A 19,256-nucleotide genomic window follows, 5' to 3' on the forward strand; every position below is an offset into this window, starting at 1 on the left:
CGATCCGGGCCCTGCGCCCCGGGCAGGGCGGCTACAGGAACTGCGCGCGCAGCCCTACCATGATGCGCCGTCCCGCCGCGGGCTCGAAGAAGCGCCCGTTGCCGTCGTTCACGATGAGCGAGCCCGCGTAGCGGCGGTCGAACAGGTTGTCCAGCCGCGCCCAGGCCTGCCAGCGCGTGTCCCCGGTGCGAAAGGCATAGCCCGCCCGCAGGCCCGCCACGGCGAATCCGGCGGCGGCCTCGGTGTTCACATCGTTGGCGTACACCTTGCCGGACACGTCCAGCGTCGCGCCCCATTGCCATGCCGGCGACAGGGCGTGGTCCAGCGCCAGTTGCACGGTCTGGCGCGCCGTGCCCGGCAGCCGGTTGCCCGAGGGCACGGTGGCGCCGCCCGCCACGGCGTAGGGACTGTCGAAGAACGCATCGAGGTACGTGTAGGCCACGCGCGGCTTGAAGGCGCCGGACTGGGCGCTCCACGCCAGCTCCAGCCCGCGCCGGCGCACCCGGTCGGCGTTCTGGTACACGGTGCGCCCGTTCACGGTGGCCGCCGGCACGATCTCGTCCCGGCTTTGCGCGTCGAACCAGGCCGCGTCGATGCGGTGCACCGTTCCCTGCCACTTGGCCCCGACCTCCATCTGCCGGCTGCGTGAGGCGTTCAGTCCGTAGTTGGGGCCGGTGTTGCCTGTGCTGTAGGCCATCTCGGCCAGGGTGGGCGTCTCGAAGCCGCGGCCGATGTTGGCGTACAGGTTGAGCTGGTCGGTGGCACTCCATACCAGGCCCAGCACGGGACTGGTCTGGCGCCAGGTGCGCTGGCCGCTGTCGTCGGGGTTCGCGGCGGTGATGAAGCGGTCGTTGACGCTCGCGCGCACGCGGCTGGCGCGCACCCCGGCCACGGCGCGCCAGGTGGGTGTGAGCCAGGCGTCCACCTGGGCGAACCAATCGGTGTTGCCCGCGTGGTCCTGCTCGTCGCGCCGCAGCGCGCCGGGCGTGCCGTTGCTGTTGACCCGGCCCTGGCGGTGCTCGGACAGGCGGTCGGCGTCCAGCCCCAGCGTCCAGGTCAGGGGCAGGCCGGAGGCGCGGCGCACGGTGTGCGTCCAGGCCATGCCCAGGCCGTAGTAGTCGCGGTCCAGGTCCACGACGCCGCCTGCGCTGCTGGCCGCGGCGCCGCTGAACGACAGGAATTGCGTGAGCGTGCGCGTGCCGCCATAGGCGCGCACCCGAACGCTGTCGGCCGCGCCGAGTTGCCGCTCCAGCACCACGCCGAACTGGTTTTGCGCCACGGATTTGCGCGTGCCGAAGTCCGTCGCCGCGGCCGGTGCCTGGCGCGGATCGGCCTCGAACTGCGCCCGGGTCAGGCCCAGCGGGTCCTGCGCCAGGGGCTGGTCGTAGAGATTGAGCAACGCGGTGATCCGGGTGTCGGCATCGGGCCGGGCCACCAGCTTGCCGTTGAGGTGCGTGCGCCGCGCCGCGCTGTGGTCGCGCGCGCCGTCGGTCTCGAAGTGCGACACATCCACCAGCCCGCCGAGCGTGCGGTCGCCGAAGTCGAGCGAGGCATCCACCAGCCGCTGCCCGAACGAGCCCGCCGCCACCGACGCGCCGGCACCGCCGCCTTCGCGCGGCTCCCGGGTGGTGACCTGCAGCACGCCGCCCGCCGCGTTGCCGTAGAGCTGGGCCAGCGGCCCGCGCAGCACCTCGACCTGCGAGGCCGACTGCAGTTGCGCCGTGGCCGCCTGGCCCTGGCCGTCCGGCATGGTGGCCGGAATGCCGTCCACCAGGATGCGCACCCCGCGCACGCCGAAGGTGGAGCGCGCACCGAAGCCTCGCACTGCGATCTGCAGGTCCTGCGCGTAGTTCTGCCGGTCCAGCGCCACCACGCCCGCCTGGGCCGCGAGCAACTCGGACAGGTTCACCAGCGGGCTGGGGGTGGAAAACGCATCGACCGCCACGCTGGTGTGGCTGGCCGCGGCATCGAAGCGGCGCTGCGCCTCGGCCTGTCCAGGCACCTGCACGGCCGGGAGCGTGGCCGTTGGCGGGTCCTGCGGAGGAACGTTTTGGGCCCGTGCGAACCCGGCAGATGCCAGCGCGCAGCACCACAAAGCGGCCTGGGGCACCGCGCGCCGCGCGCGGCGCATCAACGGACCAGCAGGGAGGGAACCGCGGCCTTGTCGCCCACCACGGTGCTGGCCGGTGCGGGCTGGATCAGGCCGCACAGCAGCCGGCCGCCGGAATTGCCGGCAGGGTTGGTGGTGTAGTCGTCTTCCTTTTCGTGCACGACCAGTGAGCGGCCCACCACCGAGGTCTTGCCCGGCGTGAGCGAGACGTTGGCGTTCACGAAACGCACGCTGCCCCGGCCGTCGTCGCCCACGGTGATGTTGGGCAGTTCGCCCGCGTGGGCCTCGTGCGAGGGCTGGCCGGGATGGCCGTGCTTCTTGGCCATGCCGGGGTCGAAGTGGCCGCCGGCACCGCCGAACGCGATGGTCTGGCCGGTGGTGGCGTCCGGTCCCGGCGAACAGGCGCCATTGGCATGGATGTGAAAGCCGTGCTTGCCCGGCGACAGGCCCTGCACCTGGATGGCCACCTCCACGCCCGCGGCGGTTTCGGTCAGGACGGCATTGCCGGCCGGCGCGCCTTCGGGCGTGACCAGGCGTGCGGTGGCGGTGGCGCGTTCCAGGCCCGGCACGGGGGACTTGGCGACGGCGGAGCGGGAGTTGTCCGAGGCGCTGCCGGCGCAGCCCGCCAGGAACAGGGCGGCCGCGACGGCGGCGGTGCTGGCAGCGAGGGTGCCGCGGCGTTGGAATGAAGCGCGGGATGGGCTGGAGGGAAGAGGGGCCATGGAATTCTCCTGGGAAGGGTGCGTCGGGATCGACGAAAAGAATGGTGAAGGAAGCGGCAGGGACGGGTGTCGTGTGATGCGTTGCGCGGTCCTGGCGCCAAGGGTGGATCAGTGGCCGCAACCGTGGTCGCGCGGTGCCCTGGCGGCGCCGCGGGCGAAGGCCCGAGGATGACCGCATGCATGCCCGCAAGGCGTAGGACAACGGCGGCGATGCGCCTGGCGCGGCGCGGCAACGTACGGTGCCTGGGCCATACTCGCCCAAGCACATTTCCGGAAGGACAACGAATGGCATCGGATGGCGAAGACCGCCAGCGCCTGGTCTCGCGGGGCGGTGGCGACGTGGAAGACGCACACGTGCCCGGCGAGCGCCGCACGCGCGCGCTGGCCCGTCGGGGCATGTGGGGCATCCTGGCCTTCTGGCTCGCATTGATGGGCGTGCTGTACGTGGCCATGGACCACTACCTCAAGCCGCGCGGCGCCAGCGTGACGGCAGAGGGTGCCCTGGTGATCCCCCGGCACCGCGACGGGCACTTTCGCGTGGCCGGCACGGTGAACGGCCAGCCCGTCATGTTCATGGTGGACACCGGCGCCAGTCTGGTGGGCGTGACTGATGCGCTCGCGCGCAAGGCCAGCCTCACGGGCGGGGAAGCGACGCAGTTCCGTACCGCCAACGGCACGCGCCAGGGCCGCGTGGTGGTGGCCGATTCGGTCACCGTGCGCTCGCTGGCCGTGTCCGGCCTGCGCGTGGGCACGGGGTACACGGGCGACGACGACGAGGACGCGCTGCTGGGCCAGAATTTCCTGCAGCACTTCGACGTGGAGATCGGGCGCGACCGCATGGTGCTGCGGCCACGCAACTGAGGGCAGCTGAGCGCAGGCCCCGGGGCTGGTCGCTGCCCCGCCGCCCGGGTCAGCCCTTCTTTTGCACCGCCTGGATGATGCTGGAGAAATCCAGCGCCCCCTGGCCGGCCAGGCTGTGCGCCGCATACAGGCTGCGCGCCAGCCCGCCCAGCGGCGTGGCGGCCTTCACGGCCATGGCGTTCTCCTGCGCCAGGCCCAGGTCCTTGAGCATCAGGTCGGTGCCGAAGCCGCCCGCGTAGCCCTTGCTGGCGGGGGCGGTTTCCATGACGCCGGGGTAAGGGTTGTACTTTTCCAGGGCCCAGTTGCCGCCCGAGCTGCGGCGCATGATCTCGGACAGCACCTTCGGATCCAGCCCGTTGGCCACGCCCAGGGCGATGGCCTCGCTGGTACCCGCCATCAGGATGCCCAGCAGCATGTTGTTGCAGATCTTGGCCGTCTGACCCGCGCCCACGGCGCCGGCGTGGAACAGGTTGGCGCCCATCTTTTCCAGGATGGGGCGGGCGCGCTCCAGGTCGGCGGCATCGCCCCCCACCATGAAGGTCAGCGTGCCGGCCACGGCGCCGCCGGTGCCGCCCGAGACGGGCGCGTCGATGAACGCCAGGCCGCGCGCCTGGGCGGCCTCGGCCACCTTGCGCGAGGTGGCGGCGGCGATGGTGGAGCAGTCGATCACCAGCGTGCCGGCGGCCAGCAGCGGCAGCAGTCCGGGCTGCTGCCCGTTGCCCAGGTACAGCGATTCCACGTGCTGGCTGGCGGGCAGCATGCTGATGAGCACCTCGGCGCCCTGCACAGCCGCCGCCGCATCGGCCGCAATGGCCACGCCGCCTTCGGCCAGCTTGTCGCGCGCCGGCTGGGACAGGTCGAAGGCGCGGACCTCATGCCCCGCCTTGTGCAGGTTCAGCGCCATGGGGCCGCCCATGTTGCCCAGGCCGATGAATGCGATCTTCATGGAAGTGTCTCCTTTGGTTTTGAATGAAACAGGCCTCTGGCGCAATAAGTACTAGGGCATGTTGCTATGAAATTGGTAGTGAATTCGGTCAGCGGATGGCGTCGGGCGCGTCGCCCTCCAGCATGCGGCGGGCGATGATGACCCGCATGATCTCGTTCGTGCCCTCCAGGATCTGGTGCACGCGCGCGTCGCGCATCAGGCGCTCCAGCGGGTACTCGCGGATGTAGCCGTAGCCGCCGTGCAGCTGCAGCGCCTCGTTGCACACGTTGAAGCCCGCATCGGTGGCGAAGCGCTTGGCCATGGCGCAATAGGTGCTGGCATCGCGCGCGCCCGCATCCAGCTTGGAGGCCGCCAGCCGCACCATCTGGCGCGCGGCCACCAGTTCGGTCGCCATGTCGGCCAGCTTGAACTGCAGCGCCTGGAAGCTCGCAATGGGCTTGCCGAACTGCTTGCGGTCTTGCATGTACTGCTGCGCCTGGGCCAGCGCGCCTTGCGCCGCGCCCACCGAGCAGGTGGCGATGTTGATGCGCCCGCCGTCCAGGCCTTTCATGGCGATCTTGAAGCCCTCGCCCTCGCGCCCCAGCAGGTGGTCGGCCGGAATGCGCACGTTGTCGAAGCTGATGGTGCGGGTGGGCTGGCTGTTCCAGCCCATCTTTTCTTCCTTCTTGCCGTACTGGATGCCCGGCGCATCGGCCGGCACCGCGAAGGCGCTGATGCCCGCCGCGCCCGATGCGGCGTCGCCGGTGCGGGCCATCAGCACCAGCACGTCGGTGCTGCCCGCGCCGCTGATGAACGCCTTGGCGCCGTTGATGACGTATTCGGCGCCTGCCAACTCCGCCCGGGTCTTGAGCGAGGCCGCGTCCGAGCCCGCGCCGGGCTCGGTCAGGCAGTACGAGGCGAGCTTCTCGCCGCTGGCCAGCAGGGGGCCCCAGCGGTCGCGCACGGCATCGGTCGCCCAGGTGCCGAGCATCCAGGTGGCCATGTTGTGGATGGTGATGAAGGCCGTGGTGGAGGGGTCCACCGCCGCCATTTCCTCGAACACCAGGGTGGCGTCGAGCCGGGGCAGGGCGAGGCCGCCCGCGTTCTCGGGGGCGTACAGGCCGCAAAAGCCCAGGGCGCCGGCCGCGGCGATCGCCTCGCGCGGGAAGATGCCCTCGGCGTCCCAGCGGGCTGCGTGCGGCGCCAGTTCGGCGCGCGCGAAGTCGCGGGCCGTCTCGGCGAAGGCGCGCTGTTCTTCGGTCAGTTCAAAGTCCATGGGTCGGTTCTCGCTGGCGGTCGTTCGTTGTTCTGCTTTGTCTCGTTGCGGGCGGGGCGGGGCGGGGTGGACGGTGGCGGATGCGTTACGGCTTGGCGGAGGGATGGTCCAGCGTCAGCCAGCGCATCAAGCCCTGGCGGCGCGCCTCGGTCTCGGCGGTCAGGCAGGCGTGGTACAGGCGCGGCCACTCGGGCAGGCCCTCGGTGGACTGGGTGCCCTGCTTGCACAGCATGGTGCGCTGGCGCTGCCAGGCGGTCTGCTCCTGCCGCAGCTGCGGCCGCTCGTGGGCCGACAGCGCGCGCATCACGTCGCTGTAGAGAATCGCAATGGCCGTGTCCGCCTGCTGGTAGGTTTGCACCGCGCAGGCATTGGTCTCGGCCACCGTGCCCTCGGGTCGGCAGGGTGCGCCCGCCTGGGCGTGGGCCCCCGCGCTGAACAGCAGGGCGCAGGCCGCGCCGCCGCCCCAGGCGAGCGCCGCCCACCGTTTCGTCGTGATTTTGAGAATGTGCATCCTTGGCGTTGTAGCACCGCGCGGCCCCGGCCGGCCGCTCCCGCGCCAGCGGGCTACTTCAGGCTGATGGTGGTGTTCACGCCGTGCGAGATGGTGCTGTCGTCGAACCAGCGCGCCGTGACCGTCTTGGTCTGCGTGTAGAACAGCACGACCTGCTTGCCATACGGCCCCAGGTCGCCCAGCTTGGAAGCGCGCGAGCCCGAGAACGAGAACAGCGGCACGGGCACGGGAATCGGCACGTTGATGCCCACCTGGCCCACGTCGATCTCTTCCTGGAACTTGCGCGCTGCCGCGCCCGACTGCGTGAAGATGGCCGTGCCGTTGCCGTTCGGGTTGTCGTTGATGAAGGCGATCGCTTCATCGATGTCGGCCGCCGCGCCCAGGCACAGCACTGGGCCGAAGACCTCCTGGTCGTAGATGGACATGCCGGGCTTCACGCCGCTGAACACCGTAGGGCCGACGAAGTTGCCTTTTTCGTAGCCCGCCACCTGCGGCTTGCGGCCGTCCAGTTCCAGCGTGGCGCCGTCGGCGATGCCGCGCTCGATCAGGTGTTCCACCCGGTCCTTCGCTGCGCACGAGACCAACGGGCCCACGTCGGTGCCCTTGTCAGTGCCGCCGCTCACCTTGAGCGTCTTGGCCTTGGCGACGAGGTCGGGAATCCACTGCTGGGCCTCGCCCACCAGCACCACCACCGACAGCGCCATGCAGCGCTGGCCCGCAGCGCCGAAGGCGGCGCCCGCCAGGGCGTTGAGCGTCTGCTCCTTGTTGGCGTCGGGCATGACGATGGCGTGGTTCTTCGCGCCCATCATGCATTGCACGCGCTTGCCGTTCAGGCTGGCGCGGTTGTACACGTGCGTGCCCACCTTGGTGCTGCCCACGAAGCTGATCGCCTTGATGTCCGGGTGGTCGCAGATGGCGTTCACCGCGTCCTCGCCGCCGTGCACCACGTTCAGCACGCCCGGGGGCACGCCGGCCTCCAGCGCCAGCTCGCACAGGCGCATGGTCACCATCGGGTCCTGCTCGGAGGGCTTGAGCACGAAGGTGTTGCCCGTGGCGATGGCCATGGGGAACATCCACAGCGGAATCATGGCGGGGAAATTGAACGGCGTGATGCCCGCGCACACGCCCAGCGGCTGCATCAGCGTGTAGGTGTCCACGCCGCCGGCCACGTTGTTGGCCAACTCGCCCAGCTGCAGGTTGCCGATGGCGCTGGCGTGCTCCACCACCTCCAGGCCGCGGAACACGTCGCCCTCGGCATCGGGCAGCGTCTTGCCTTGCTCGGCCGTCAGGATTGCGGCCAGTTCGGCCATGTTCTCGCGGATCAGCTGCTGGTACTTGAGGAAGATGCGCGCCCGGGCGCCGATGGCCGTTTTCTTCCAGGTCTTGAAGGCTTCCTTGCCCGAGGCGACGGCGGCGTTGATCTCCTCTGGCGTGGCAAAGGGCACGCGCGCCAGCACTTCCTGCGTGGCGGGGTTCACTACGTTGCGCCACTGGGTGGTTTGGGACTCGACGAACTGGCCGCCGATCAGCAGCTTGACGGTGGGGGCCAGGGCGGCCTGTGGGGCCTGTTGAGCGGTGATGGATGCGTCCATGGTGTCTTGTCTCCTGTATCTGTCTGTCATGTGGGGCCGGGACAATGGCATTTGCCCGGCCGGGGCTGGCGGCCCGGCAGAGCGCCCGGGCCGCAACCGCGGGCAAATCCCGGTGGCCTGCGCATCCTAGCTGTGCGAAATTGCCAGCACAAGGCGCATGCATGCACCTTGGGTTTGCAAATTTGCACAGGCGGCGGCTGGCCGGCCAGCACGCGCCCCACGAAGAACACATGGATGAGAGGGCCTCACACGAATGGAATGGGACAACCTGCGCTACTTTCTGGAGCTGGCGCGCTCCGGCACCCTGGCCGGTGCGGCACGCCGCACGGGCGTGGAGCACACCACAGTGGCCCGCCGCATCCAGTCGCTGGAAAAGCAGATGGGCGCACCGCTGTTCGCACGCGAGGCCGGCGGGCACCGCCTGACGGAGGCGGGCCGGCAACTGCTGCCCGCCGTCGAGGCCATGGAAACCGCCGTGCTCGGCCTGGAGCGCGCGGCCCCGGCCAATGCCGCGGCGGGCCTGTCCGGGGTGGTGCGCGTGGGCGCGACGGAAGGCTTCGGCACGCTCATCCTCGCGCCGCACCTGGCACGGCTCACGCAGAAGAACCCCGGCCTCACCATCGACCTGCTGGCCTTGCCGCGCATGCTGCACCTGTCCCGGCGCGAGGCAGACATCGTCATCTCGCTGGAGCGCCCCGCGCGGGGATCGGTCATCGTCGCCAAGCTGGCGGACTACACGTTGCACCTGTACGGCCAGCGCGAGTACCTGGCCCGTCGCCCGCTGGTCTCGACCCGGGACGATCTGCGCCACCATGCCTTCGTGAGCTATGTGGACGATTTGCTCTTCACCAAGGAACTGCAGTTTCTGGACGCACTGCACCGGCCAGCGCGGTTCGCGTTTCGCAGCACCAGCATCACGGCCCAATACGAAGCGGTGCGCGCTGGCGCGGGATTGGCCGTGCTCCCCGCCTTTCTGGCCGACCGCGATCCGGTGCTGGCCCGGGTGCTGCCCGAAGAAGCGCGGTTCACGCGGACCTTCTGGATGAGCATGCCCGCCGAGGCCAAGCATCAGGCGCGCATCCAGGCAGTCTGGACCTGGCTGAAGGAGGTGTCTTCCGACAAGACGCTGAAAATCGTTCACGCGCCGGATGCGTCGGAATAATACGAACGTAACTGAATGTATGATCTCGCCGCCTCGGAGCCACGGGAGTGGTTTGATTTTTCGCATGCCCGAGGACATGCCATGCGAATATCCCTGATGAGAAACCCATGAAGAAGATTGCTTTGATTGTTTTGATGTCCGCGCTGTTCACTGGATGCGCTTCCGTGAAGATGGAAAGCAAGGAGGCTTCGGCGAAGGCCAAGGAATTTGCGCAGCCCAGCGAAGGCCTTTCGGGGCTTTATGTCTATCGCGACAGTTTCGTGGGCAAGGCGATCAAACGAAATATCTGGGTTGACGGAAAATGCCTGGGGGAATCGGGTCCTGACGTGTTCTTTCACACGGAAGTCACGGGTGGACAGGAGCACGTGATTGCCACGGATTCCGAGTTCTCGCCCAACGAGCTGAAAGTGATGTTCGAGAAAGGCAAAAACTACTTCGTCCGGCAGTACATGAAGATCGGTGCATTCATCGGCGGCTCCGACGTCGAACTGATCCCTGAGGCAGAAGGCAAGGCCGCCGTGGCGAAGCTCGAAATGGCGACGGCAGGCACCTGCAGCAAATAACGCCAGCGGATCGCCGCTTCGGTAGCGGTCGGTCCGGTCTTTCATGGCCATGCTGATTTCGAATTCCAGGGCGTCTGCTGCACCCAGTGGTGCGCCCGCGGTCGGCGCAGCCGTTTTGATCCAACGGGATGACTGCGCAGATTCCGTCCGGTCTGTCTTGGATATGGACGGCGCGACGATTCCACTGCATTCGCTTGAAAATAGCCGGCCCTCGCGATAATCGGTCCAGCCTGTTTCAATAACCGCTGTTTCAAAAAATCGAGATTTGAATCGGAACAATCAATCCGAGCCGGCGAACGATCCGCTCTCTTGATACACCGCTCCATGGTGGGTCCCGTCGCAGAGCCGCCGCCCGGTTTATCGTGCGCCAGACAGGGTAGGTGGCCGACTCGACCCGCCAACCTTTGGATGCAGCGCTGCACCCATTTGGGGCGTGGCTGGTTTATCCTCCCGCCCTTCCATCGGTCAGGGAGGGAATACCCTGAGCCGGGCCAGTCCGGCGTACCGCGCCGTGCGTCTTGGGAGAGAAGCCCGGAAGCGCGATCCATCCAGACACGGCAGTGGCCGCCCTGAATGCCCTTCGCGCCGAGGAAACAACATCAATCAGGAGGTTTTTCCATGGCAACCCAGGTTTCGCCCGACATTCCGGGCCGGCACGACAGCGACCATCTGCAGCGCAGTTTGTCCAACCGGCACATCCAGCTCATTGCCATCGGCGGGGCCATCGGCACCGGCCTCTTCATGGGCTCTGGCAAGACGATCAGCCTCGCGGGGCCGTCGATCGTGTTCGTCTACATGATGATCGGCTTCATTCTGTTTTTCGTGATGCGGGCCATGGGCGAGCTGCTGCTGTCCAACCTGCAGTACAAGTCCTTCATCGATTTCGCGGCCGATCTGCTCGGCCCCTGGGCCGGGTTCTTCACCGGCTGGTCTTACTGGTTCTGCTGGATCATCACGGGCATCGCCGACGTGATCGCCATCTCGGCCTACTCGCAGTTCTGGTTCCCCCACCTGCCGCAGTGGGCGCCGGCGCTGGCCTGCGTGGGGCTGCTGCTGTCGCTCAATCTGCTCACGGTGAAGCTCTTCGGCGAGATCGAGTTCTGGTTCGCCATGATCAAGATCGTGGCCATCATGGCGCTGGTGGCGACCGGGTTCTACATGGTCTACGCCCATTTCGTCTCGCCCTCCGGTCGCACGGCGAGCCTGGCCAACCTGTGGAACGACGGCGGCATGTTCCCGCACGGTTGGATGGGATTCTTCGCCGGCTTCCAGATCGCGGTGTTTGCCTTCGCAGGCATCGAGCTGGTCGGTACGACCGCCGCGGAGGCCAAGGACCCGGAGCGCACGCTGCCGCGCGCGATCAACTCCATTCCGCTGCGCATCATCGTGTTCTATGTGTTCTCGCTGGTGGCCATCATGGCGGTCACCCCGTGGCGCGAGGTGGTGCCCGGCAAGAGCCCGTTCGTCGAGCTGTTCGTGCTGGCCGGGCTGCCCGCGGCGGCCAGCGTGATCAATTTCGTGGTGCTGACCTCGGCGGCCTCGTCGGCCAACAGCGGGGTGTTTTCCACCAGCCGCATGCTGTTCGGTCTGGCCGAGAAAGGTGTGGCGCCCGGCCGCTTCGCGAAGCTGTCGCGCCGGGGCGTGCCTTCGAGCGGACTGCTGTTCTCCTGCTCCTGCCTACTGGCCGGCGCTTTTCTCATGTGGGTGATTCCGGACCTGGTGGAGGCCTTCACGCTGGTGACCACCGTCTCGGCCATCCTCTACATGTTCGTCTGGTCGATGATCCTGCTGTCCTATATGGCCTACCGCCGCCAGCGGCCGAAGCTGCATGCCGCCTCGCTGTACAAGATGCCGGGCGGCGCCTGGATGTGCGGCGTGTGCCTGGCGTTCTTCGCCGGCATCGTGGTGCTGTTGTCGTTCGAGGCTGATACGCGCCAGGCCCTGCTGGCTACGCCCGCCTGGTTCGTGCTGCTGGCGCTGGCATATCAGGTCGTCCGGCGCCGGCTGCCGGTACCGGGCCATGCCCCGAAGGGGGCGCTGGGTGCCCGCGTGGTATCCGAGCGGGTCTGATTTCCCGATCGCTGGCCGCCATTGCGCATGGCGCCGGAGGGCCATCAATGGGGCGGCTCGGGTGAGCCATGACAGTTAATGGCCTGGAGATCGGGGCTTTTTCGCCCCATTGGAATTTTCGCCAGGGCCTACCCTGCATGGGCCGGGCGAAGGGCGTTTTCTTGTGTGGACTGCTTCGCCACCGACAGGAGTACTTTGGCGATGACACCCCTTATTTCCGGCCTTGCATCGGTCGCATCCTTGCTGTTCAACGCGTCGTCCTCCGGGGCGGCGAAACCTTCGGCTTCCACGCGGGACAGCGGCGCTTCGCCCGCCGAGCCCTCCACGCAGATCACCTTGAGCAAAGAAGCCGAGGCGCTGTCCGGCGTGGCGGGCCAGAGCGCGGCCGCATCCGCCCGGGGCGTGGCGGCGCGGTCTTCCCTCGCGTCGTCGCAGGGCGGGTCGGTCTCCGCGGAGAGTTTTGGAGAGCTGCTCACCCAGTTCGGTGCGACCCAGGCGCAGAAAGAGCAGCTGACTGCCGGGTTCGATGCCAACCACGACGGCAAGATCTCCCAGGAAGAATTCATGAAGGGCCTGGGAGACACCTCTGGCGCCAAGACCGCCAACAGCGAACTGTCGCAGGCCATCCTGCAGTTGATGGATCAGGGGGGCAATGCCAATGGGGTGGTGGACGGCAAGGAGTTCGCCCGATTCTCGATGGCATTCGTCGCGGCGGAGAAGCGGCCTGCGTGATCGGTGGTGAGAGCCACGGGGGCCGTCGGTAAAGGGCCGCATTTGCGAACATTTGCCGGCTCAGGACTGAATCGCAGCACCTGCAATACTCAGCATCCTTGCTGGCTTCCGCGTTAGGACTTCGCTCGTGGGTGATCTGATTGGTTTTTTGCTTTGGTCGGTCTTCGAACTCCTCTTCGTGTTCACAGGCCGGCTGGTGATCGGCTTCGCCAGTGGGGGCCGTTGGCGCGCAGAGCGAATGCAAGCCAAAGAAAGCCGCATTCATGGCCCGTCGGGCGCTCTGTCGTTCAAACGAGACGGGCAACGCGTCTTTACGACTGCCGGATTGGGAATCGTCGGTCTCTCTTTTTATGGGTTGTTGGCTTTGGCCCTGTTCTGGGGTGTTTCTTAAGCCGAACAGACGAAAAAAAGCGGCCTTGGTAGGCCGCCTTTTTGAAAAATCGACACCGCGATAGCACGGCGTCGATGGGGCTTATATCCGGCCCATTAGCAGCAGGACCAGCAGGATCACCACCACCAATCCGATACCGCCGCTGGGACCGTACCCCCACGAGCGGCTGTGGCCCCAGGTAGGCAGGGCACCGATCAAGATCAAGATCAGCACGATGAGCAGGATGAGAGAAATAGACATGGTTTCCTTTGGAGTAGGTGAGTAGCGGTGGACCAAGTGTCGAATGCTGAAACAATTGTTTCGGCAGGACTGGGGGCCCTGCACTCGTAGGAGGGGTTCGATGCAAAGTTGTGCTGCTGCCTTCGCTTCGAGGGTCATGCCTTCGCTACTTTTGGGGGAAGGGCAGCGGGCTTGCGCACACTTCGATCACCATCGATCCACGCCCAGGCTTGCCATGACTACTTCTGTGAATAACCTTTCCTCCAATAAGCTGGGAGGGCTTCCCGGTCTGAAGGATTCAGGCTCCATCAAGGAGCCCACCCTTCAGAGGTCGGAATCGCGAAAAAGCCTGAGTGGCCCCGACGGCCTGCAGGCCAATAGCCAATCGAAAGGGGAGCTTGGAGGCAGCTTGGCACCGCGCTCCAACATCAATTTGCTGCGAAAGAACTCGCTGATTCAGACCCAGAAGCGAGAACTGAATGCCGAAACGGTACGCGACAGCTTGATCAAATCGCGCGATGGTAAAAATTCCGATGACGGTAAAGCCTCCCTGCTGAATGACCTTCACAGCAGCAGGCTTTTCCAGCACATGCAGAGGACCAACAGCGGTAACGAGGATGCGGTAATCTCCATAGCGCCTCCTGGCAATGATGACGCGCCACGCCAAGAGCCCGCTGCCACTTCGCCTTCCGCTCCCCCAGTGCCTCCCCCTCCACCGCCTTTGCCGACCCCGCCACCTTCCCCCAAGGAGCCTCTTTCCCCTCCGGCTGGCTTGGAGGTCTATCCTCCTCTGGACCTGGACGAGAATCCTCCTGAGATGTATCCACCCATCAACCATGAGAATGAGGGTGGCGAAATCTATCCTTTGCCGACACACATGGATGCTGGACCTCCATCCGGGACGGACTACAACAGCGAGCCCGAGATGGACGTCGATGTCGATGTCCACGCTCATGTGGATCTCGGGTCTGGTCATCATGGAATCGAGGAAGAACTCAAACCTGATGAAAAGACGCAGCGGCTGATACGGATGCAAGAACAGCAGGAGGCCAACGCGAACGCGCTGACTGAGTTGAATGTCAGGATTCAGGAACAAGCGGCTATTCGCGACGTGATTGCCAAAATGGCTGAGGCTAATCGCAAGACCGTCGAAGCTGCGGCCAAAGCGATGGTCGACGCAGCACCCAAATAAGCCATCAAAAGTTCTCAGGCGCTGGCTGCCACCTCTGGCTCTGCCACGTTCAAGATCGCCCACTCGCGTCGCAGCGCGCGAGTGGCGTCCACCATGTTGCGCAGCGCGGCTTCGGTTTCGGGCCAGCCTCGGGTTTTCAGGCCGCAGTCGGGGTTGACCCAGAGGTTTTCCACCGGAACGACCTGCGCGGCCTTCTCCAAAAGCCGCCGCATTTCCTGCACGCCGGGCACGCGGGGCGAGTGGATGTCGTACACGCCAGGACCGATCTCGTTGGGGTACTGAAACGCCCCGAACCCCCGCAGCAGCTCCATGTCGGAGCGGCTGGTCTCGATGGTGATCACGTCGGCATCCATGGCCGCGATCTCGGGCAGGATGTCGTTGAACTCGCTGTAGCACATGTGGGTGTGGATCTGCGTGGTCGAACGCACGCCCGATGCGCTGATGCGAAACGCCCGGGTCGCCCATTGCAGGTAGGTCTTCCAGTCCGCGCGGCGCAGCGGCAGGCCTTCGCGGATGGCGGGCTCGTCGATCTGGATGATGCCGATGCCGGCGCCTTCCAGGTCGGTCACCTCGTCGCGGATCGCCCAGGCGATCTGCTCGGCCGTGCGGCTGCGCGGCTGGTCGTCGCGCACGAAAGACCACTGCAGGATGGTGATGGGCCCGGTCAGCATGCCCTTCATGGGGCGCGGGGTGAGGCTTTGCGCGAAGGCGGTCCAGTCCACCGTCATTGGCCGAGGCCGGGCGACGTCGCCGAAGAGGATGGGGGGCTTCACACAGCGCGATCCGTAGCTCTGCACCCAGCCGTTGGCGGTGAAGGCGAATCCGTCGAGCTGTTCGCCAAAATATTCGACCATGTCGTTGCGCTCGGCCTCGCCATGCACCAGCACGTCCAGGCCCAGGGCCTCCTGCGTGCGCACGGCCCGTTCGATCTCGGCCTGCATGGCGGCGCGGTAGGTGTCCGGGGCTTGCTGACCGCGCTTGAAGGCGGCGCGGGCGGCGCGGATCTCGGCGGTCTGCGGGAACGAGCCGATGGTCGTGGTGGGCAGCAGCGGCAGTTGCAGCCGCTGGCGCTGCGCTGCCTGCCGGACAGGGAAGGGGGCGGTGCGCTGGTCGGCACCGGCCGGGGCACTGTCCAGGCGCCGGCCCACATCGGGGCGGTGCACGCGCTGGCTGGCGCGGCGGCTGTCGATGGCGGCGCGCGCGCTGGCCAGGGCCGCCACATCGGGCTGTCCGTTGAGGGCGCTCTGCAGGGTCTGCAGCTCACCGAGCTTTTCCAGGGCGAAGGCCAGCCAGGACTTCACCTCGGCATCGAGCCGGTCTTCCGACGCCAGGCCGAAAGGCACGTGCAGCAGGGAGCACGAAGGCGCGATCCACAGCGGCCCCCGGTGCTTGGCGGCGATGGCGGCCAGGCGCTCCAGCGCGGCGTCCAGATCGGCCCGCCAGATGTTGCGGCCGTCCACGATGCCGACCGACAGCAGCTTGTGGCTGGGCAGCCAGTCGGTCACGGCGACCAGGTCCTCCGGCGCCCGCACGGCGTCCACGTGCAGGCCGGCCACGGGCAGCTGGCACGCGAGCCGGGTGTTTTCCTGCAGGGGCGAGAAGTAGGTGGCCAGCAGCACCTGGGCGCCGGCGCGGTTGAGCTGCCAGTACGCCGGCTCGAACGCGTGTCGCCAGGCATCGGGCAGGTCCAGGCCCAGGATGGGCTCGTCGATCTGCACCCAGGCCACGCCCTGGCGCTTGAGCCGCGCGAGGATCTGTTCGTACACGTCCAGCAGCGGCTGCAGCAGCGAAAAGCGGTCGAAGCCCTCGGCCTTTTCCTTGCCCAGGTAAAGAAAGCTCAGGGGCCCGAGCAGCACCGCCTTGACAGGGTGGCCCAGGTCCTGCGCCTCGGCCACCTCGTCGAACAGGCGCTCGCTGGCCAATCGGAAGTGGGTGGACGGCGTGAATTCCGGCACGAGGTAGTGGTAGTTGGTGTCGAACCACTTCGTCATCTCCAGCGCGAACTGGCTGGCGTGTGGCGTGGCGGGTGCGTGGCCGCAGGCGCCCTGGCCCGACTCGCCCTGGCAGGCGGCCGCGGTGGCGGTGGACTCGCCACGGGCCATCTTGAAGTAGCGGGCCAGTTCGGGCTGGCCGGGCACGAAGCCGTAGCGCGCGGGCTCGGCGCCCAGCAGCTGGATGTGGTTGGCCACATGGTCGTAGTAGGCGAAGTCGCCCACGGTGACGAAGGCCAGGCCCGCGTCGCGCTGGGCCTGCCAGTGGCGGGCGCGCAGTTCGGCGCCCACGGCTTCCAGCGCCTCGGACGTCAGGTCGCCGCGCCAGTGCTTTTCCAGCGCGACCTTGAGTTCCCGGTGCGCGCCCATGCGCGGAAAGCCGAGGGTGTGGGTGGAGATGGGTGATTGGGCCATGGTCGAAATTCCTTTGAATGGGTGGTGCGCTGAGGCAGGCCGCCATGGTCCGGTGATTGCATTTATTATTCAAACGAAAGTTTTGTGCCTTCATCTTGAGAATAACTAATGAACCAGTCGATCCTGGAAATCCGCCACCTGCGCACCCTGGCCGCCCTGCGCGACAGCGGCAGCCTGGTTCGCGCCGCGCAACTGCTCAATCTCACCCAGTCGGCCCTGTCGCACCAGATCAAGCTGCTGGAAGACCGCTACAACGCGCCCCTGTTCGAGCGCAAGTCCGTGCCGCCCCAGTTCAGCGCCACCGGCACGCGGCTGCTGGCGCTGGCCGATGCCTTGCTGCCCCAGGTGGAAGCGGCTGAGCGCGACGTGGCGCGGCTGTCGATGGCGTCCGCCGGGCAACTGCGCATCGCCGTGGAATGCCACACCTGCTTCGACTGGCTGATGCCCGCGATGGACGCTTTCCGCAGCCGCTGGCCCGAGGTGGAGATGGACATCGTGAGCGGCTTTCACGCCGACCCGGTGGGCTTGCTGCACCAGGACCGGGCCGACCTGGCCATCGTGTCGGAGGTGGACGGCGACGAGGCGGGCGTCGACCACCACCCGCTGTTCGGATTCGAGATCCGCGCGCTGCTGGCCAACGGGCACCCGCTGGCCGACAAGCCGTGGCTGGCCGCGCAGGACTTTGCCGACCAGACCCTCATCACCTACCCGGTGCCTGACGAGATGCTGGACATCGTGCGCCAGGTGCTGGAGCCCGCCGGCATCCGCCCGCCCCGGCGCACCACGGAACTCACCGTCGCCATGCTGCAGCTCGTGGCCAGCGGCCGCGGCGTGGCGGCCTTGCCGCTCTGGGCGGTGCAAAGCTATCTGGACCGCGGCTATGTCACCGCCCGGCCCGTGGGCGAGCAGGGCCTGATGGGCGAGCTGCACGCGGCCTGCCTGCCGCAGTTGTCGGGCCGGCACTACCTGCAGGACTTCGTTGGCGTGATTCGCGAGACGAGCTTCGTTGCGCTCAAGGCCGTCACGCTGCTGTAGTCGGCGGCGGTGCCGGTGCGTATTTGTCACCGACCTCTTCGCGCAGGGGATGCGTGTCGTAGACGATCTGCATGGCCCGGATGCGTGGGCTGCCTGGGTCAAAGGTGAAGACATCGACGCAGGTGAAGGCCACCTCGCGGCCGTCGCTCAAAGTCCAGTCGTAGCGGAAGTAGGCTGCGATGCGCACGGCGCCGCCGTCCTGCGGTGCCACCGAGGTGAAGAGGTCCAGCACGGTGATCACGCTGCCATTCGAGGCCTGCGCGAGCCGGTGGAAAAAGTCGCGGGCGCCCAGGGTGCCGAGAAAAGGCGAGTGCACGAGCCCGTCGTCTTCGAAGCAGGCGATCAGGCCCTCGGTATCGCTGGCGTGGAGGTGGCCCAGATAGGCCTTGACGGTGTCGAGCGGGTGCGTTGTCATGCGGTGTCCTTGGTGGGTCGCTGGGGAGATCGCCCTAGCTTGGCGGCGCCGGCGCTGTCCGGCAAGCCACAATCGGTGCCAATACATAAAGGGTGCTTATGTATCTGCGCCATCTGCAATACCTTCGGTCGGTCGTCGAGCACGGCTCTTTTGCCCGGGCCGCACAGGCCTGTGGCGTCTCCCAGCCTGCCATCAGCCAGGGAATGAAGGCGCTGCAGGCGCACTTTTCCGCCCCTTTGCTGGTCCGTGCGGGGCGCCGCTATGTGCCGACCGAGCTTGCGCGATCGGTCGCGGCGCAATCGTCGTCGCTGGGGCAGCGCATGGGGGCGCTGGGGTTCAAGCCAGTGCCTGCGCCCGACCGGAATGTGCTGCGCGTGGGGCTGACGCCATCCGCCGCCCTGGTCTGGGGCCCCGTGCTGTATGCGCGCTGGTGCCTTCCCCATCCCCGGCGCTGCCTCGACATGGCGACGGCGGACGAGGGTGCGCTGCTGGCCGGACTGCTGCAGGGGCGGTTCGATGCGGTCATCGCGCCCAAGCCGCGCCAATTTGCCCACCCGGACCTGGCCGAGCGCCTGCTTTACGAGCTGCAGCCGCAGGTCTATGCCCGCCGCGGCCATCCCCTGGCACGGGCCCGAACGTTGGCGCAGCTGCAGGGCGCTGCGTGGGCCTGCGTCGGGCCCAGCGTCAAAGGTCCCGTCGATGTGCTCACCGAGGCGCACCGCGTGCGCCGCATGCCTGTGCCCAAGATCGCGGTGCGCTGTCCCGATTTCGCCAGCATGCTCCATCTGGTGGGGCAATCCGAGCTGTTGGCCGTCGTGCCCCATCCGGCACTGCTCGGCGCCGCGACGCCGGTGGTCAGGGCGCTTCAACTCGCCGAGGCCTTGCCGCTGTATGGCATGTGGCTGTTCGAACTGCGTACCCGGCCATCGCGCATCGATCCGCAGTGGATCGCAACCGATCCCTCCCTATCGCAGTCCCGCGGTTGAATGGGATATTGCAAGAAATCAGAGGGCGTGAAGTTTCCGTTGCAGCGGCCCATAATGGCTTATCTCCCATTCATGCCCACTGTTGCCAC

The 19,256-nt window shown here is 67.1% G+C and carries 19 protein-coding genes; 9 read left to right on the plus strand and 10 right to left on the minus strand.

The window, feature by feature from the left end:
* Positions 1-31: 31 nt before the first annotated feature.
* Together R1Z03_RS20065 and R1Z03_RS20070 are read right to left on the minus strand one after the other, a co-directional pair.
* Positions 32-2,131 carry a TonB-dependent receptor family protein gene (locus R1Z03_RS20065; RefSeq protein ID WP_372588177.1) on the minus strand — a complete coding sequence of 700 codons (2,100 nt, stop codon included), beginning with the start codon at positions 2,129-2,131 and terminating at the stop codon, positions 32-34.
* On the minus strand, positions 2,131-2,832 hold the full coding sequence (locus R1Z03_RS20070; protein ID WP_317354388.1) for a superoxide dismutase family protein: 702 nt from the start codon (positions 2,830-2,832) through the stop codon (positions 2,131-2,133). Before R1Z03_RS20070 ends, R1Z03_RS20065 begins: the two co-directional genes overlap by 1 nt.
* 285 nt (positions 2,833-3,117) lie before the next feature.
* Between R1Z03_RS20070 and R1Z03_RS20075 the strand changes: the two genes are divergently transcribed.
* Complete coding sequence (locus tag R1Z03_RS20075; protein WP_317354391.1) at positions 3,118-3,693, plus strand: retropepsin-like aspartic protease; 576 nt, start codon at positions 3,118-3,120, stop codon at positions 3,691-3,693.
* 49 nt (positions 3,694-3,742) lie between these two features.
* Here R1Z03_RS20075 and mmsB read toward each other — a convergent pair whose 3' ends face one another.
* The 4 genes from mmsB to R1Z03_RS20095 all read right to left on the minus strand — a co-directional run bounded on the left by mmsB (position 3,743) and on the right by R1Z03_RS20095 (position 7,997).
* Positions 3,743-4,639, minus strand: coding sequence for a 3-hydroxyisobutyrate dehydrogenase (gene mmsB, locus R1Z03_RS20080; RefSeq protein WP_284431184.1), 897 nt, complete (start codon positions 4,637-4,639; stop codon positions 3,743-3,745).
* Between the two features lie 88 nt (positions 4,640-4,727).
* Positions 4,728-5,894, minus strand: a complete 1,167-nt coding sequence (locus R1Z03_RS20085) for an acyl-CoA dehydrogenase family protein (RefSeq protein ID WP_272569380.1) — start codon at positions 5,892-5,894, stop codon at positions 4,728-4,730.
* A gap of 85 nt (positions 5,895-5,979) precedes the next feature.
* The gene (locus R1Z03_RS20090; protein WP_284425624.1) at positions 5,980-6,405 is read right to left on the minus strand and encodes a lysozyme inhibitor LprI family protein; all 426 of its coding nucleotides are present in this window, start codon (positions 6,403-6,405) and stop codon (positions 5,980-5,982) included.
* A 53-nt stretch (positions 6,406-6,458) separates the two neighbouring features.
* Positions 6,459-7,997 (minus strand): CoA-acylating methylmalonate-semialdehyde dehydrogenase, encoded by a 1,539-nt coding sequence (locus tag R1Z03_RS20095; RefSeq protein WP_317354398.1) that lies wholly within the window; start codon positions 7,995-7,997, stop codon positions 6,459-6,461.
* A gap of 253 nt (positions 7,998-8,250) precedes the next feature.
* Here R1Z03_RS20095 and R1Z03_RS20100 point away from each other — a divergent pair, with 253 nt between their 5' ends.
* The 3 genes from R1Z03_RS20100 (at position 8,251) to cycA (ending at position 11,792) form a co-directional block, all read left to right on the plus strand.
* Positions 8,251-9,159 (plus strand): LysR family transcriptional regulator, encoded by a 909-nt coding sequence (locus tag R1Z03_RS20100; RefSeq protein ID WP_317354401.1) that lies wholly within the window; start codon positions 8,251-8,253, stop codon positions 9,157-9,159.
* 107 nt (positions 9,160-9,266) lie between these two features.
* Positions 9,267-9,722 (plus strand): DUF2846 domain-containing protein, encoded by a 456-nt coding sequence (locus tag R1Z03_RS20105; RefSeq protein ID WP_317354404.1) that lies wholly within the window; start codon positions 9,267-9,269, stop codon positions 9,720-9,722.
* 618 nt (positions 9,723-10,340) lie between these two features.
* Positions 10,341-11,792: a D-serine/D-alanine/glycine transporter gene (gene cycA / locus R1Z03_RS20110; RefSeq protein ID WP_317354406.1), complete on the plus strand. Its 1,452-nt coding sequence runs from the start codon at positions 10,341-10,343 to the stop codon at positions 11,790-11,792.
* Between the two features lie 128 nt (positions 11,793-11,920).
* Here cycA and R1Z03_RS20115 read toward each other — a convergent pair whose 3' ends face one another.
* Positions 11,921-12,136: a hypothetical protein gene (locus R1Z03_RS20115; RefSeq protein ID WP_317354409.1), complete on the minus strand. Its 216-nt coding sequence runs from the start codon at positions 12,134-12,136 to the stop codon at positions 11,921-11,923.
* Between R1Z03_RS20115 and R1Z03_RS20120 the strand changes: the two genes are divergently transcribed.
* Both R1Z03_RS20120 and R1Z03_RS20125 read left to right on the plus strand, forming a co-directional pair.
* Complete coding sequence (locus R1Z03_RS20120; protein ID WP_317354411.1) at positions 12,129-12,524, plus strand: EF-hand domain-containing protein; 396 nt, start codon at positions 12,129-12,131, stop codon at positions 12,522-12,524. The genes R1Z03_RS20115 and R1Z03_RS20120 overlap by 8 nt on opposite strands.
* 127 nt (positions 12,525-12,651) lie before the next feature.
* Positions 12,652-12,915 carry a hypothetical protein gene (locus R1Z03_RS20125; protein WP_284431178.1) on the plus strand — a complete coding sequence of 88 codons (264 nt, stop codon included), beginning with the start codon at positions 12,652-12,654 and terminating at the stop codon, positions 12,913-12,915.
* An 81-nt stretch (positions 12,916-12,996) separates the two neighbouring features.
* Here the strand turns inward: R1Z03_RS20125 and R1Z03_RS20130 are convergent, their stop codons facing one another.
* Positions 12,997-13,155 carry a DUF3309 family protein gene (locus R1Z03_RS20130; RefSeq protein ID WP_284404388.1) on the minus strand — a complete coding sequence of 53 codons (159 nt, stop codon included), beginning with the start codon at positions 13,153-13,155 and terminating at the stop codon, positions 12,997-12,999.
* Positions 13,156-13,369: 214 nt separating this feature from the next.
* On the opposite strand from R1Z03_RS20130, the gene R1Z03_RS20135 reads away from it, so the two are divergent.
* Positions 13,370-14,326, plus strand: a complete 957-nt coding sequence (locus R1Z03_RS20135) for a hypothetical protein (protein WP_317354417.1) — start codon at positions 13,370-13,372, stop codon at positions 14,324-14,326.
* A gap of 14 nt (positions 14,327-14,340) precedes the next feature.
* Here the strand turns inward: R1Z03_RS20135 and metE are convergent, their stop codons facing one another.
* Positions 14,341-16,731 (minus strand): 5-methyltetrahydropteroyltriglutamate--homocysteine S-methyltransferase, encoded by a 2,391-nt coding sequence (gene metE, locus R1Z03_RS20140; protein WP_317354419.1) that lies wholly within the window; start codon positions 16,729-16,731, stop codon positions 14,341-14,343.
* 108 nt (positions 16,732-16,839) lie between these two features.
* Between metE and R1Z03_RS20145 the strand changes: the two genes are divergently transcribed.
* Positions 16,840-17,766, plus strand: coding sequence for a LysR family transcriptional regulator (locus R1Z03_RS20145; RefSeq protein WP_272563647.1), 927 nt, complete (start codon positions 16,840-16,842; stop codon positions 17,764-17,766).
* Here the strand turns inward: R1Z03_RS20145 and R1Z03_RS20150 are convergent.
* Positions 17,753-18,181: a nuclear transport factor 2 family protein gene (locus R1Z03_RS20150; protein ID WP_284431175.1), complete on the minus strand. Its 429-nt coding sequence runs from the start codon at positions 18,179-18,181 to the stop codon at positions 17,753-17,755. The genes R1Z03_RS20145 and R1Z03_RS20150 overlap by 14 nt on opposite strands.
* A 98-nt stretch (positions 18,182-18,279) precedes the next feature.
* On the opposite strand from R1Z03_RS20150, the gene R1Z03_RS20155 reads away from it, so the two are divergent.
* Positions 18,280-19,167, plus strand: a complete 888-nt coding sequence (locus R1Z03_RS20155) for a LysR family transcriptional regulator (protein WP_317354423.1) — start codon at positions 18,280-18,282, stop codon at positions 19,165-19,167.
* Positions 19,168-19,256 lie beyond the last annotated feature (89 nt).

It is taken from the genome of Acidovorax sp. BLS4 (genome assembly GCF_032929295.1).
Lineage (GTDB): Bacteria > Pseudomonadota > Gammaproteobacteria > Burkholderiales > Burkholderiaceae_C > Paracidovorax.

What these genes read in the sequence shown, in the direction of transcription:
- cycA (WP_317354406.1), top strand. Translation starts at nt 10,341, where the DNA reads ATGGCAACCCAGGTTTCGCCCGACATTCCGGGCCGGCACGACAGCGAC.
- R1Z03_RS20085 (WP_272569380.1), bottom strand. Translation starts at nt 5,894, where the DNA reads ATGGACTTTGAACTGACCGAAGAACAGCGCGCCTTCGCCGAGACGGCC.
- R1Z03_RS20130 (WP_284404388.1), bottom strand. Translation starts at nt 13,155, where the DNA reads ATGTCTATTTCTCTCATCCTGCTCATCGTGCTGATCTTGATCTTGATC.
- R1Z03_RS20090 (WP_284425624.1), bottom strand. Translation starts at nt 6,405, where the DNA reads ATGCACATTCTCAAAATCACGACGAAACGGTGGGCGGCGCTCGCCTGG.
- mmsB (WP_284431184.1), bottom strand. Translation starts at nt 4,639, where the DNA reads ATGAAGATCGCATTCATCGGCCTGGGCAACATGGGCGGCCCCATGGCG.
- R1Z03_RS20100 (WP_317354401.1), top strand. Translation starts at nt 8,251, where the DNA reads ATGGAATGGGACAACCTGCGCTACTTTCTGGAGCTGGCGCGCTCCGGC.
- R1Z03_RS20105 (WP_317354404.1), top strand. Translation starts at nt 9,267, where the DNA reads ATGAAGAAGATTGCTTTGATTGTTTTGATGTCCGCGCTGTTCACTGGA.
- R1Z03_RS20095 (WP_317354398.1), bottom strand. Translation starts at nt 7,997, where the DNA reads ATGGACGCATCCATCACCGCTCAACAGGCCCCACAGGCCGCCCTGGCC.
- R1Z03_RS20070 (WP_317354388.1), bottom strand. Translation starts at nt 2,832, where the DNA reads ATGGCCCCTCTTCCCTCCAGCCCATCCCGCGCTTCATTCCAACGCCGC.
- R1Z03_RS20150 (WP_284431175.1), bottom strand. Translation starts at nt 18,181, where the DNA reads ATGACAACGCACCCGCTCGACACCGTCAAGGCCTATCTGGGCCACCTC.
- R1Z03_RS20075 (WP_317354391.1), top strand. Translation starts at nt 3,118, where the DNA reads ATGGCATCGGATGGCGAAGACCGCCAGCGCCTGGTCTCGCGGGGCGGT.
- R1Z03_RS20135 (WP_317354417.1), top strand. Translation starts at nt 13,370, where the DNA reads ATGACTACTTCTGTGAATAACCTTTCCTCCAATAAGCTGGGAGGGCTT.
- R1Z03_RS20155 (WP_317354423.1), top strand. Translation starts at nt 18,280, where the DNA reads ATGTATCTGCGCCATCTGCAATACCTTCGGTCGGTCGTCGAGCACGGC.
- metE (WP_317354419.1), bottom strand. Translation starts at nt 16,731, where the DNA reads ATGGCCCAATCACCCATCTCCACCCACACCCTCGGCTTTCCGCGCATG.
- R1Z03_RS20065 (WP_372588177.1), bottom strand. Translation starts at nt 2,131, where the DNA reads ATGCGCCGCGCGCGGCGCGCGGTGCCCCAGGCCGCTTTGTGGTGCTGC.
- R1Z03_RS20145 (WP_272563647.1), top strand. Translation starts at nt 16,840, where the DNA reads ATGAACCAGTCGATCCTGGAAATCCGCCACCTGCGCACCCTGGCCGCC.